The organism is Chlorobium ferrooxidans DSM 13031, assembly GCF_000168715.1.
GTDB classification, from domain to species: Bacteria; Bacteroidota; Chlorobiia; order Chlorobiales; family Chlorobiaceae; genus Chlorobium; species Chlorobium ferrooxidans.
Genome location: NZ_AASE01000002.1, coordinates 1 through 14,196, shown reverse-complemented (window position 1 = coordinate 14,196; position 14,196 = coordinate 1). Strand labels below are relative to the sequence as shown.

At 47.4% G+C, this 14,196-nt stretch carries 12 protein-coding genes; 11 read left to right on the top strand and 1 reads right to left on the bottom strand.

Translation table 11 applies throughout. From position 1 onward, the window contains the following. Window positions 1–180: 180 nt before the first annotated feature. The 11 genes from CFERDRAFT_RS01590 (at window position 181) to CFERDRAFT_RS01545 (ending at window position 13,475) form a co-directional block, all read left to right on the top strand. The gene (locus CFERDRAFT_RS01590) at window positions 181–3,663 is read left to right on the top strand and encodes a tetratricopeptide repeat protein (RefSeq protein WP_006365436.1); all 3,483 of its coding nucleotides are present in this window, start codon (window positions 181–183) and stop codon (window positions 3,661–3,663) included. A gap of 166 nt (window positions 3,664–3,829) precedes the next feature. Next, window positions 3,830–4,051, top strand: a complete 222-nt coding sequence (locus tag CFERDRAFT_RS12605) for a BrnT family toxin (protein ID WP_083791463.1) — start codon at window positions 3,830–3,832, stop codon at window positions 4,049–4,051. Then, window positions 4,035–4,334 (top strand): BrnA antitoxin family protein, encoded by a 300-nt coding sequence (locus CFERDRAFT_RS01585; RefSeq protein ID WP_040432908.1) that lies wholly within the window; start codon window positions 4,035–4,037, stop codon window positions 4,332–4,334. The genes CFERDRAFT_RS12605 and CFERDRAFT_RS01585 overlap by 17 nt, the downstream gene beginning before the upstream one ends. Before the next feature lie 241 nt (window positions 4,335–4,575). Further along, window positions 4,576–5,034 (top strand): DUF6088 family protein, encoded by a 459-nt coding sequence (locus CFERDRAFT_RS01580; RefSeq protein WP_232209734.1) that lies wholly within the window; start codon window positions 4,576–4,578, stop codon window positions 5,032–5,034. Window positions 5,035–5,135: 101 nt separating this feature from the next. Continuing rightward, window positions 5,136–5,279 (top strand): DUF2442 domain-containing protein, encoded by a 144-nt coding sequence (locus CFERDRAFT_RS12535; RefSeq protein ID WP_232209733.1) that lies wholly within the window; start codon window positions 5,136–5,138, stop codon window positions 5,277–5,279. 247 nt (window positions 5,280–5,526) lie between these two features. Then, on the top strand, window positions 5,527–5,943 hold the full coding sequence (locus tag CFERDRAFT_RS01575) for a VOC family protein (protein ID WP_006365434.1): 417 nt from the start codon (window positions 5,527–5,529) through the stop codon (window positions 5,941–5,943). Between the two features lie 329 nt (window positions 5,944–6,272). Then, a complete protein-coding gene (locus CFERDRAFT_RS01565; RefSeq protein WP_040432906.1) occupies window positions 6,273–6,572 on the top strand; it encodes a HigA family addiction module antitoxin in 300 nt (99 codons plus the stop codon). A 354-nt stretch (window positions 6,573–6,926) separates the two neighbouring features. After that, window positions 6,927–8,063, top strand: a complete 1,137-nt coding sequence (locus CFERDRAFT_RS01560; RefSeq protein WP_006365433.1) for a Gfo/Idh/MocA family protein — start codon at window positions 6,927–6,929, stop codon at window positions 8,061–8,063. Between the two features lie 60 nt (window positions 8,064–8,123). Then, entirely contained in the window at window positions 8,124–8,450 is a 327-nt protein-coding gene (gene sugE / locus CFERDRAFT_RS01555) for a quaternary ammonium compound efflux SMR transporter SugE (protein ID WP_006365432.1), read from the top strand. Window positions 8,451–8,585: 135 nt separating this feature from the next. Further along, window positions 8,586–9,053, top strand: a complete 468-nt coding sequence (locus CFERDRAFT_RS01550) for a methylglyoxal synthase (protein ID WP_006365431.1) — start codon at window positions 8,586–8,588, stop codon at window positions 9,051–9,053. Between the two features lie 366 nt (window positions 9,054–9,419). Then, window positions 9,420–13,475 carry a response regulator gene (locus CFERDRAFT_RS01545; protein ID WP_232209732.1) on the top strand — a complete coding sequence of 1,352 codons (4,056 nt, stop codon included), beginning with the start codon at window positions 9,420–9,422 and terminating at the stop codon, window positions 13,473–13,475. 199 nt (window positions 13,476–13,674) lie between these two features. On the opposite strand, the gene CFERDRAFT_RS01540 is transcribed toward CFERDRAFT_RS01545, so the two are convergent. After that, a partial coding sequence (locus CFERDRAFT_RS01540) for a Tll0287-like domain-containing protein (protein WP_006365429.1) occupies window positions 13,675–14,196 on the bottom strand: 522 nt, incomplete at its 5' end.

Sequence of the window (14,196 nt, the reverse complement as noted above, 5' to 3'; positions counted from 1 at the left end):
GACGCTAACATAAATCGTAACAACGGGGTTTAAACAATTTCAATTAAAACGATTAACGGTATTCCGAGTAGTTCGTAATTGGCGTCTTGTATGGATTACAATTTAAAAATCCGCAGTTTAGGCGGATCCATCTAATTATTCTTATGTGCAAACGAAGATTTTTCACTCAATGGAGTACTCATGATTTATCAGCTCTCTCCCTTACTAGACGAATATGTTTTTGAAAAATTAGTACGGGATATTTTACGCCGAGTGTACGATGATCCTGGTATTGAATGTTTTGGTCGGAAAGGCCAAAGTCAATATGGCATAGATGGCTTTTCCTCGGAAAAATCCGGGGTAACATTTCAGTGCAAGCTCAAAGATACAAGATTTAGAGATGATGGCAGTCTGCGTGATATTCTTTCAGTTGAGATGGAAAACGAATTAGTAAAAACGCAAGGGCTTCAAAGCAAGGTAACGAGATTTATTTTTGCATCGACGTTTAAAAACGACTCACATCTTCAACAAAAAGCACAGTCTCTTTCTCGGGATACTTTGACCGTTGAATATTGGGGCTGGGACACAATAACTGAAAAATTATGGAGATATCGTGATGAGTTGCTACCAACATACTATCCTGATATTCCTGCTAAGAGTGTGCCTGGATTTAGAGAAATAACTTCAGAAAACATTACAGATGCATATCTAATAGATGGAGATGAACGTAAAGAGCTAGCTCTTGATTACTATCGAATCAACGATAGAGACGATGTAGTGTTCAAGGTAGTATGCAATGGTATGGATGTTAGAAATGACATTGTCATGCAAGATGCTTTTCATAAGCTGGAAAACTTGCCCGGTTGTGGTAGTTTATGGATAGTTGGTAACGGCGGTTGTGGGAAAACTACAATTCTAAACAGACTTGCAGTAGAGCTAGTACAAAGCTACAAGCAAGTATACTTACTTGATCTTGAGGCCCAATTAGAACGAGTTGATATCGAACACATACTAAATTATATCAAATTTACTCCCAATATAGACTCATGTCTTCTCTGTATTGACAACCCTGCAGCAAATGAAGATGCCTTAAAGGTTATCCTTCGCCATATCCCAGAATTATCTAAAAATATACGAGTTTTGCTCGCCGAACGAGGACATCGTTACCACTCAATGAAACAGTCGGGCTGTCTGACGTTTATTCATGGAGAGGAAGAAAGAGAACCTGTTGTTGTCAGAAATAGTCGCAATCAGCGTCGATTGGTTTACAGTCGTCTGTTTAAGCTTTTAGGGCTATCAGAAAATCTTATCAGCGAGTTAGGCGAGATAGTCCTAAATGAGAGCATTGTCTACGTTAATGCTACTTATAGAATACTGTTGGAGCTAAAAAAGAAACGGCTTATTGATTACGATTTTGATTGGGATGATTATCGAAAATCAACACATGATCTGCCCGCATTTCGAGATGGTTATAGATATATTGCCCTTTTTTACTTAATGGGGGTCAAGTCCCCGTTTGAAGTATTTGCAAGGGTTAGTGGTGCTGATGAACCACAAAAGAGAGCTTTTTTGTCAAAGTTTCGTGGATTGCAACAGGAATCAATCATTGTGACTGAATGGCGAGATGATTTATATAAAAAACACATATTTCTTCGAACCAAGCATGAAATTATCTCTGAAATCTATTTCCTTGAACATCCAGAGATAAATAAAAATGAACTGATGGTAGAATGGTTTGAGAACACTTACTTTGATGATATAGTGGAATCGCAAGCATTAGTAAATGTTTTTGGTGCAAAGAAAAATTACTTCACTGCTGAGGCATATTTGGATTTTGAGTATCTCATTAATTTCTTGCTGAAAGGTCATATTGCAGAAGAAGTGAAGAAATTTAGAAAGTTATTTGAGACACTTCACCTTGCACACTCTTGGACATTATTATCTCATGGAAACGATGACGGTGCTGCCGAAGTGTTGCTGTCCGCACTGAATTTAATGCCAAACAACCTTCATACACGGACTGAGTTGGCGAAGATATACCAACGGCAGGACAAACTGGAAGAGGCCGAGGTTGTTCTCAAAAAGCTGCTAGATATAGACAAAAACAACCTTATGGCACGGACTGAGTTGGCGAAGATATACCAACGGCAGGACAAACTGGAAGAGGCCGAGGTTGTTCTCAAAAAGCTGCTAGATATAGACAAAAACAACCTTATGGCACGGACTGAGTTGGCGAAGATATACCAACGGCAGGACAAACTGGAAGAGGCCGAGGTTGTTCTCAAAGAGTCGCTGGCTATTGATTCAAAGCAATTACATCCACGGACTGAGTTGGCGAAGATATACCAACGGCAGGACAAACTGGAAGAGGCCGAGGTTGTTCTCAAAGAGTCGCTGGCTATTGATTCAAAGCAATTACATCCACGGACTGAGTTGGCGAAGATATACCAACGGCAGGACAAACTGGAAGAGGCCGAGGTTGTTCTGAAAGAAATACTTGATATCTCACCCAAAGACCTTAACTCACGGACTGAGTTGGCGAAGATATACCAACGGCAGGACAAACTGGAAGAGGCCGAGGTTGTTCTGAAAGAAATACTTGATATCTCACCCAAAGACCTTAACTCACGGACTGAGTTGGCGAAGATATACCAACGGCAGGACAAACTGGAAGAGGCCGAGGTTGTTCTCAAAAAGCTGCTAGATATAGACAAAAACAACCTTATGGCACGGACTGAGTTGGCGAAGATATACCAACGGCAGGACAAACTGGAAGAGGCCGAGGTTGTTCTGCAAGAAATACTTGATATCTCACCCAAAGACCTTAACTCACGGACTGAGTTGGCGAAGATATACCAACGGCAGGACAAACTGGAAGAGGCCGAGGTTGTTCTCAAAGAGTCGCTGGCTATTGATTCAAAGCAATTACATCCACGGACTGAGTTGGCGAAGATATACCAACGGCAGGACAAACTGGAAGAGGCCGAGGTTGTTCTCAAAGAGTCGCTGGCTATTGATTCAAAGCAATTACATCCACGGACTGAGTTGGCGAAGATATACCAACGGCAGGACAAACTGGAAGAGGCCGAGGTTGTTCTCAAAAAGCTGCTAGATATAGACAAAAACAACCTTATGGCACGGACTGAGTTGGCGAAGATATACCAACGGCAGGACAAACTGGAAGAGGCCGAGGTTGTTCTCAAAGAGTCGCTGGCTATTGATTCAAAGCAATTACATCCACGGACTGAGTTGGCGAAGATATACCAACGGCAGGACAAACTGGAAGAGGCCGAGGTTGTTCTCAAAGAGTCGCTGGCTATTGATTCAAAGCAATTACATCCACGGACTGAGTTGGCGAAGATATACCAACGGCAGGACAAACTGGAAGAGGCCGAGGTTGTTCTCAAAGAGTCGCTGGCTATTGATCCGATCAATAGTTATGCCATGTCAGAGTTATTAGGTGTCTTGAGAAAGCAAAAAAAAGTAGAGTTCTCATCACGATTTTTAAAATTTATATGCCAACCACAGTACCGCTTTGGCCACCATTCACAAGCATCTGTGTTCAGATTTCTCTTATGCTGTCGAGATTTTCACATGAAAACGGAAGCTGAAATTGTATTTGATCGTTTCGGGAAGAAATTTGATGCAAAAAATAGAACCTTTTACGAGCAAAATTTCATTTAGCCGTTGACCTCTTCCCATAAAACTGGACCACTCTAAAGTAGAGTTTTCGGCAATGAGTATCTTGAACAAAGCAAGGGAAAATTGCCATTAAAAGGACAAAATTCACCGAGGAGCAGATTGCATTTGCCCTTTGTCAAGCCGAAACAGGAACCCGTTTTGAAGCGGTCTGACGGCAACTGGGCATCTCGCAGGCGACCTCGACTGGGAAGCCGCACTGGTGTGGGTTGATGAACGGTTTGAGTACGGCGAGTCGCGAATGATTGCGCTCGCTCCGCAAACCGAAATCCTGTACTGTGTGGCATTTGTAGACCGGAGCGAAGTGCGAAGGATCATCAGCCTGCGCCGCGCCAATCGTCGCGAGGTAAAACACTATGTCGAAAATTTCTAAGCGTTCAACTATCCTCATGCCCACTGCGGAAGAGGACAAGACCATTACTGCGGCAGCTAAAAGTGATCTTGACGCGCAGCCACTCACGCCAAAGCAACTGAAGGCGATGGTCCCAATCCGCGCCCTGCGTGGTCGTCCGAGGTCTGAAAACAAGAAACTGCTTGTGTCGGTGCGTTATAGCCCCGAGGTCATCGCCTACTTCAAGTCAACCGGTGAAGGTTGGCAATCGCGAATGGATGGTGTGCTTCGTAAGTACGTAACGCGCCATTCCCGTAGCGCGTGAAATGTGACCGAACCCTACGGTTAACAGGACGCTGCAAAACAAAACGAATGCCGAACCACGCAGGTTCCTGCTGGCCGTGGGGGCCGGGACGTTCATAACAGCGTTAACAAAATTCGATCCGATCTGATATTATTGCTACTTATCGTTTTGCTATGTCCATACTGTTGAACTCGGACATTGAACTCCGCAATGTCAGGGTTGATCTGATTTGACTTACAGAATACTGCTGGAGCGTGCCGAAATGGCCCTCGCCTTTGTTTTTGAAATGTCGTATATTGACACTATGAAAAAGAAGCCGAACACACTTCTGGCGAGAATAAAAACGCGTATCAGCCGTAAGCATGCAGATGTCATTTTACGTTCTGATTTTAAGGATCTTGGGGATTACGACCAGGTTGGACGTTGTTTGCTTACTCTGATCAGAGAGGGTACTCTTGTCAAAATAGGGCAGGGAATATATGTTCGTGCAGTTATCTCCCCCCTCGATAATCGACCTGCTCTTCCCAAAAGTCTCAATACGCTTGCTCAGGAAGCTCTGAAACGACTTGATATCCCTACAGCGCCTACGAGTATGGAGCGCAGTTACAACGAAGGCAGAACCACGCAGGTTCCTGCTGGCCGTGTTATTGGTGTCCGCAAACGAGTTCGCCGTCTTATCGGCTTTAATGGATATAGTCTGAGATTTGAACGAACCTCATGAGCATATTCCCGCCGGATAGATCGGCGATTGAACGGGTTGCTGGCTGACTGGAATTTGGCGGTAAATGGAAAGAAACCATTTCCGATAAAGGGACCTGATCAATGAGAATAGCTGAAATTTATCCACAATCTGAATGGGTGTTGTCAATCGTTTCAGAAGATGGTCGTGTTGGCCGATTTGATGTAACACCATACCTCGAATATGAAGCGTTTGAAGAGCTTCTGGACCCTGAGAAATTTTTTTAAAGGTTATCAACGGAGGATACTTCGTCGAATGGGAGTGTGGAGCTGACCTGTCAGCAGAAACTATTGAAGCGCGATGGAAGGTTGTTGGTAAAGCAGAGCAGCAGAAAACTCTCTGACCTTCTGTTATTCTTGTTTTGATACTTAACTCAAGGGGCCATCCGGAGTTCGGAGTCCTGTTGACAGGTTGTAAGTAGCGGTTTTATGCGGATCCATCTAATTATTGTTATTCCTGGAGGATGTAGAACATATGAAGCCACAAATCACTGTCATTACTATTGGCGTTAACGACCTCGAAACGTCATTGCACTTCTACCGTGATGGTTTGGGTTTCCCGACCGAAGGCATCATTGGCAAAGAGTTTGAGTATGGGGCTGTTGTGTTCATTCAGCTTCAACCCGGCTTGCGTCTTGCCTTATGGCCTCGCAAGAGCATTGCGCATGACACGGGGCATTCTGTCAGCCCTCCCAGTCCCACCGAAATGACGCTGGGTCACAACGTTGCTTCCAAGTCGGAGGTTGATGCAGTCATGGCAAAAGCTGCAGCCGCGGGTGCTGCAATCATCAAGCCTGCACATGACACGTTTTGGGGCGGTTACTCAGGTTACTTCCAAGATCCCGATGGTCATCTCTGGGAGGTGGTCTGGAATCCGCAATGGTCAGAATAACCTAAGTGAACGGGGACATAGGTAACACTATTTTAAAAAAAGCATAACCAGCTACTCCAGCCGACTGCCTACGGCCGCGGCTGACCGGCACGTCAGCTGCTTTAAGGAGCAGTATGAGAGATTTTCGAATGGCTGTAGGGAACAGCTTGAAGGAAAAAATTGGCGAGCTCGGTTTTTTTCTGCAAAGGAGGGCGAGGGGACGATATTCATTGCTGTCAGTTCGAGCTTGATTTACTAATGAGCCCCTATACACCATTCTGGACTTCGGGTTGTTGTTGCGAAAGTGAAGAGGAATGCATTCGAAACGGAAATTATTGACTGTCACTGAAATGAACGAACTGAGAAATATTCATCCGGGAGAGGTTTTGATGGAAGAGTTTTTAATTCCGTTGGAGATCCCGGCATACAGACTTTCCAAAGATATCGGGATCCCTCAGACCCGGATATCCGAAATCGTGAAAGGGAAGCGGCGAATTACCGCAGACACGGCACTACGCCTTTCACAATATTTCGGGAACTCTGCAAAATTCTGGTTAGGCATGCAGGATGACTATGATATTGAGGAAGGTATGCAGATCAAGCAAGCCGAAATCAATTCCATTCTTCGTCACACAAGCAGCGTTGCATAATATCCGGCACACTATCCCCAGTAGCTCCCTACGCTTCGACCTGACCCGACCTGCCGGGACGAAGCATCAGTTCAATTCCTGCTTTCCATAGACCCTGATGTAGCTTAAATTGAAGCTCATGAGGTAAAACGCGATATATTCTAAAGAAAAAGAAGTTAAATGCTTAAATAAATATGCGCACATTGTTTTTAGTGCCTTAAAATTTTAGTATATCTTCAGGTCGAAAAGGCATGCTGAAGTGGAGCCGCAGGGGTTTTATTATTCTGAAACAGTGCGAGCCTGAATTGAGTTGCGAAGCATTTGCGAAGTTTTATCTTTGCAAAAGGTTAAAAAATATGAACATAGGTTGAGGGGATGGAGCAGAAAAAAATAAAAGTCGGGTTTATCGGAAGCGGATGGGCGAGAATTGCACAGGCCCCGGCCTTTTCAATGCTGGGCGATGTGGAGCTTGCCGCTATGGCGAGTCCGACCGAGTCGCATCGTCAGAAGTTTATGAAGATGTTCGGCATTACCCGGGGCTTTGCCGACTGGCGCGAGATGCTGCAATGTGATCTTGACCTTGTATGCGTAACCACCCCGACCTACCTGCACAGGGAGATGGTTACCGGTGTATTGCAGAGTGGTAAAAGCGTGCTCTGCGAAAAACCCTTTGCGCTCGATGTTGCCGATGCAACCGCCATGGTGGAGAGTGCCTCCACAGCGCCGGGGTTTGCGCTTATTGACCATCAGCTCCGGTTTCATCCGGCGGTCCGATGCATGAAGCAGATGATTGACGGTGGCGAAATTGGTAAAGTGTATGAAGTACGTGCGGTTGTCAATCTTGCCACCCGGAACAGGCCTGATATGCCCTGGTCGTGGTGGTGCGAAGAGGAAAAAGGTGGTGGAGCGCTTTACGCTATAGGCTCCCATCTGATTGACCTGAACCGGTTTCTGGTTGGCGAAATCTCTTCGGTCTCCTGCAATCTCGCAACAAGTATTCCCTTTCGACCCGACAGTTCAGGGAAGTCGTGCCGGGTCACTTCCGACGACCATTTTGCCATGATGATGAAGTTCGGCCCCTCATCGGTAGCCCTTGGCAGCTCTTCGCTGATGCATGTGACTACGGTTGGCGCCTATACATGGTTATCCTTCGAAGTGGTCGGCAGTTTTAAGACCATTCGTCTTGACGGGGCAGGGAGGCTGTGGGAGGTTGCAAATGATAACGCAAAAGTGGGTCGCAGCCTGATTGATGCTCCCCGATGGAAGCTGGTTGAACCGATGCTTGCGTGGGACGAGCTGGTGCTTCAGGAGCAGATCCGCCACTCATCACTGGCTGTTCATGGTATATTTGCTGTCGGGTTCGCTTTTTTTGCCTACCGGATGGTCAAGGCGCTCAAGAAAGGAGAGAAGAGGCTCCATGATGCCGCAGGTTTTGAGGATGGCCTTATGATCCAGAGAGTTTTGCAGGCCGCCAGAAAATCGGATAAGTTACTTCGCTGGATTAAAATTTAAATGGCACCTTTATTTCACTACAATGAATAGAGGTGCGCTGATGAATGAAAAAACTTTCCTATGGCATGGTTCTATCTTGTTATTGCCGGTTGCCTTGAGTGTGGCTGGGCCATTGGCATCAAATACACCCAGGGTTTTTCCCGTCCTATCCCATCGATCATGACTGCTATCGCCATGATCGCAAGCTTCTGGCTTCTCTCGCTTGCCATGAAAACCATTCCGGTCGGAACGGCCTATGCGGTGTGGACCGGCATCGGTGCAGCAGGGGTAGCCATTATGGGGATGCTTCTGTTTGATGAATCCGCTGATCTTGCCCGCATCATCTCTCTTTTACTTATCATTTCCGGTGTGGTCGGGCTCCGGATATTTTCAGTGGGAGTGAAATAGGGCTTTCCCTGAAGGGTTCCGTGACGCTGGCTTATGTTACAAATATGTTATTTTTCTGCTGGAGGGAAAGATGGTTCTCTCTTTATTGCTGATATTTCCCTTGTTCGGCAGTGAGACTAATAAAATTATTATGATATGAGCCAGAAACAGATCACCATGGCCCCCTCCAAGAATATCGCTCTTGTTGCTCATGACAACAAAAAGGTTGATCTGCTCGAATGGGCGAAATTCAACAGAGACCTGCTTGAACAGCATACCCTCTACGCTACAGGTACTACCGGAGGGGTATTCGAGCGCGAGCTCGGCCTTGAGGTTCACAAACTGATGAGCGGTCCATTGGGTGGTGACCAGCAGATCGGAGCCAGGATTGCCTCCCGGGAGATAGACTTTCTGATCTTTTTCTGGGACCCGCTTGAACCCCAGCCGCATGATCCGGATGTCAAGGCACTGCTGCGTATGGCGGTGGTATGGAACATCCCCACCGCATGCAATCGGGCATCAGCTGATTTTATGATCTCCTCCCCTCTTATGGATAGAGATTACAATCGCCTTGTGCCGGACTACGATCTTTATCTGAAACGCAGCATACCTCCTGCCCGCTGAAGGTGATCTGTCTTGCTGTCCAGGACTCTCTTCTCATGGGTTTCTTCTCATCCGGCAGCTCTCAATCCACCTTGTTTGAGAGCTATGGAAAAAGTGGTAGATTAAAATGCAGTGCGCCCTCCTCCTTGACCATTCAAAAGAGGTTATTGGAGAGGGAGGGTTGTTGGGCCATTATCCCGGATCGGATGATTATTTTGTTTGGTATGCAAGGAGATCAACCTCGTTATTGAACAGTTCATGGAGGCTCTGAATACACCGTCACCCGGTTCAACGAAAAAAAGCTATATCCCGATACTGCTTTTAGGCCTCCTTTTTCTCTGTGGCTCTTTTTTTGCTTGGAGGGCAGTTGTTCACGCTGATCGTCAGATGCATGACCAGTTGCTCCGGCAGGTGCTTATTGCTGCCCAGGGCATTGATATGGAGCAGCTCAATGCGCTCGAAGGTTCGCCGGCCGACATTGAAAAGACGGCCTATGTGAAACTTAAGGAACAGCTATCCAGAACCAGAGGTGCCGTTTCAAAGTCCCGTTTTGTCTATCTGCTGGGCAGGTCCGGCAGCGGAACGGTTTTCTTTTATGTCGATTCCGAACCTTCAAGTTCACCGGAATCCTCTCCTGCAGGTCAGGTATATGGTGAGGCGACCGATATTCTTCAGAATGTCTTTCTGAGAAAAGCGCCGGATACCGAAGGCCCTGTTGCCGACCGCTGGGGAACTTGGGTCAGTGGTTTTGTTCCACTTGTTGATCCCCAGAGCGGCAGGGCTATTGCCGTAATTGGCATGGATATTGACGCTTCCGAGTGGACTTGGGATCTTGTGGCCCGTTCTGCAATTCCTGTCGGTTTTATCGTCGTAAGCCTTATTGTGCTCACCAGTGTTTATCTCGTTTCGCGCAGGGAGGAAGCCCGCCCGGGTCTGGTACTGCGACGTCTCATGCCGCCGCTTGCTGCACTGATCTCCATTCTTATCATCACACTCGGACTCCTGCTCTGGTGGCAGCAGCAGCAGCGTCTGGAAGAGGATGTTCACCGTTCTGAAGATGAGGTTGCCGAGGCGTTGCGTCAAAGCATTGATGTCTCAAAGGAGGGTTTTATTGTCACGCTTGAGGCAATAAGCCACAACAGCTCGCTCTATGATGCATTGCGCAACCACGACAAAAACAGCCTCTATTCACTCAGTGCACCACTCTACAAAAGGCTTGAGCGTTACTATGGCATAACACACTTCAATTTCATTGACACAGCTCGCAACTGTATTCTTCGGGTGCATAATCCCTCAAGGAGCGGTGACAGGATCAACCGGTTTACTGCACGTGAGGCACAACGAACAGGAAAGCTTTCATGCGGTATCGAGCTTGGTCCGCAGGGTACCCTGATTCTGAGCGCGGTCATTCCTGTTGAGGATAACGGCAGGCTGATCGGATACATTGAAATCGGCAGGGAGGTTGACAGTATTCTTAAGGGATTGCATCTTGAGTCGGGACGAGGAGTGGCGTTGTTCATCAACAAGAAGCTGCTCCAGCAATCAGGATGGGAAGAGGGGATCAAAATCTTCAAGCGTTACCGTGACTGGAATCGATTCGACAGTGATGTGCTGGTATTCTCTTCTCTCGGTCGTTTTCCCGGGGAGTTCAATGCCGTGCTTTCGAGGGGTTTATCGGAAAGTATGCAGACCGACTGGGAGGGGAGACCCTGGCGGGTTACGGCTAAATCCTTCAAGGAGGTTTCAGGCCGTATTACCGGGAAGATCATCATCATGCAGGATATTTCGGCTTACAATGACCGGGTTTATCGTCTTGTCTCGATTGCTGTCATCTCTGTTATCGTCATTTTTACCTTTCTTTACAGCTTTCTTGTTGTTGTACTCAGCCGGACGGACAGGAGTGTGCGGCGTCGTGAACAGGAGCTGATTCTGAGCCGCGAGCAGTATATGCTTGCTGTTAACGGCAGTAATGATGGCATCTGGGACTGGAATATACGCGATAACAGCCTCTATCTCTCTCCACGGTGGAAAAAGATGATCGGCTATGAAGACCATGAACTTCCCAATATCTACGCCACGTTTGAAGAGCGGGTACATCCTGATGATCTGCCGGAGTATAAAAACTTTCTGGAGCGATACCTTAAAGGTGAGGTTCCGGTTTTCAGTGTTGAATTCCGCTTCAGGCACCGAAACGGCGAATATCTCTGGCTGCTTGCGAAAGGGGAAGCTCTCCGGGACAAAGATGGTCTGCCCTACCGGATGGCCGGTTCTCACAGCGACATCTCCGGAAGCAAAAAGATAGAGGAGGAGCTCAAACGACGGTCGGCTTTCCAGCTTGTGCTTATGGATCTCGCAATCGGATTTATCAATAAACCGATTGAAGATCTTGATAACTCTATAAAGAGCGCTCTTGCACTGGTTGGTGAGTTTGCCCGGGTTGACCGTGTTTATCTGTTCAGCTATGACTTTGAAAACCGGTCAATGAGCAATACCCATGAGTGGTGTGCTCCGGGTATCAATGCTGAAATTCAGAACCTTCAGAATCTGCCCACTGCTGCAATGCCGGAACTGGTTGCATCTCACCGGCAGGGCAGGGTTGTGCACATTCCGGATGTGAAGGAGATGCCGGAAGAGAGCGCTTTTCGTGCCCTGCTTGAGCCTCAGGGGATTCAGTCGCTTATTACCATTCCATTGAATTATGGGGAACAGTGCTTCGGCTTTGTAGGCTTTGATGCCGTGCGCTCCCTGAAAATCTGGGCGGATGATGATCTCTCCCTGCTCAGGGTCCTTGCCGAACTGTTTACCAATGCAGAGGTTCGTCACCGCCATGAAACCGCTCTTGTTGAAGCCCGGTATGCTTCTGAATCTGCCAACAGGGCGAAGAGCGAATTTCTGGCAAATATGAGTCATGAAATCCGTACACCCATGAACGGTGTTATTGGAATGACCGGTCTTCTTCTTGACACGTCACTCAGTGATGAACAGCGGGGATATGCACAGGCAGTCATGGAAAGTGCTGATTTTCTGCTTGGTCTCATTAACGATATTCTTGACTTTTCAAAGATTGAGGCCGGAAAATTTGAACTTGAAATGCTTGATTTTGATCTTCGCAATGTACTGGATGATGTCTCCTCTATCATGGCGGTTCGGGCAAGGGATAAGGAGCTTGAGTTTATCTGCGCAGCATCTCCGGAAGTGACTCCGTTTCTTCGCGGCGATCCGGGGCGGCTCTATCAGGTACTGAATAATCTTGCCGGTAATGCCATAAAGTTTACGCATCAGGGTGAAGTCGCCGTCTCCGTTGCGCTTGTTTCAGGTTCAGCTCAGGAGGATCTGCTGCGTTTTTCGGTCAGGGATACCGGCATAGGAATTCCTGAACAGAAAATTGCCATTCTTTTTTCGAGTTTTACCCAGGTTGATGCATCAACAACACGCAAGTTCGGAGGGACAGGTCTGGGGCTGGCTATTTCCCGTCAGCTTGTGGAGCTGATGGGCGGAGAGATAGGCGTCAGCAGCCGGGAAAACGAAGGCTCCGAGTTCTGGTTTACCATTCCTTTCAAAAAGCAGCTGCCGAAGGGCAACGGCGGAAGGTATTCAAAGGATGCGATTGCCGGAACCCGCATTCTTATTGTTGATGACAATGCCACCAATCGCACTGTACTGCGACGGCAGTTTTTGTCATGGGGAGCAGTTGTTACGGAGCTGTCGGGTGGAGCGCAGGTTGTTGCGGAGCTCAAACGCGCACATGAAAGCGGGGAACCCTATCGCCTTGCCCTGATCGATATGCAGATGCCCGATATGGATGGCGCAACACTTTGCCGATCGATAAAGGATGATGAAAAACTTGCGCCTACTGTTCTTGTCATGATGAGCTCTCTGGGCAGTAAGTGCTCCGAGGAGGATCTCAAGCGTATGGGGTGCTCCGCATGCCTTTCGAAACCGATTCTCCAGTCCGATCTCTTTGATACGTTTGCGGCTATTATTTTTGCCGATACCGAACCGGGAGGAAGCTCAATGACTGCCGGTGAGAGCCCGAAGGAGAGTCAGCCGCAAAAAAAAGATGGTCGGGGGGAAGGCGTCCGGCTGCTGCTTGCTGAAGACACCAGCATCAACCAGAAGGTTGTGATAGGTATTCTGGGCAAGCTCGGCTATCATATCGATGTGGTCGTCAATGGCGCCGAAGCGGTCAGGGCACTTGAGACTACCCCTTATGATCTTGTCATCATGGATCTCCAGATGCCTGAAATGGATGGTCTGGAGGCTACCCGTATCATCCGCAGTCCTGATTCCGCAGTACTCAATCACCGTATCCCGGTGATTGCTCTTACCGCACATACCATGGAGGGTGATCGAGAGCTCTGCATGCATGCAGGGATGACTGATTACGTTTCCAAACCGATTGACTCCGCTATTCTGGTTGAAACCATCAGGAAGTGGCTATAGTAAACAGCTATTTCTTTTTTCTGCGACAGGATTACTTTTTCGGGAACGGACTCAAACTCCTCACAAAAATGAAGTGAGGTACCCAATTGTGAATGGTTTCTTCCTTTGGGCGGTTTTTCCTGTTCTCCACCCTGAGCGATGCACTGTGCAGGGTGGAGAATGGAGGTTATGTCGGTGAGAATTGGAGGTTATAGCGAGTTTAATTGATTGCTCTTGTAACCGAGAGAATACCCCGGACCTGGTTTATTTCATATCCTGTTGCCCGATCTTTCGGGTATACCTCTTTCAGCTTCTCTTTGATCTCTGTGGCAATATTCTCCTCTTTGCCATGACAGAGCAGACACTCTTTGACTGTTTTCAACCCTTTGGCAAACCGGAAATAGTGTTTGCCCTTAATGGTAACAATCTCGCCCTTCTCCATCGCGGCATCGCTGTTCACTGCAAGCTTCTGCTCAAAGTCCTTGATCGCCCTTGTTTCCCATTTGTCAGCACTGCCCTTCGGGTTTCTGTTTTTCAGACTGACCCGTTTAATCTCCCAGCCTGTTTTTTCACTGGCAGCTTTGGCCATTGCCGGGGCTTTGATGCTGCATACCTCTATTGCTTTTACGGCGCCATTGGTGGCAATTTCATTCACCAGCACTGATTTTAACTTCTCAGGCATGGGGTCAACAATCTCTTTGGTACTCTTCATGAGATCAGGGAGTCGTGAATCCTCCGTTTT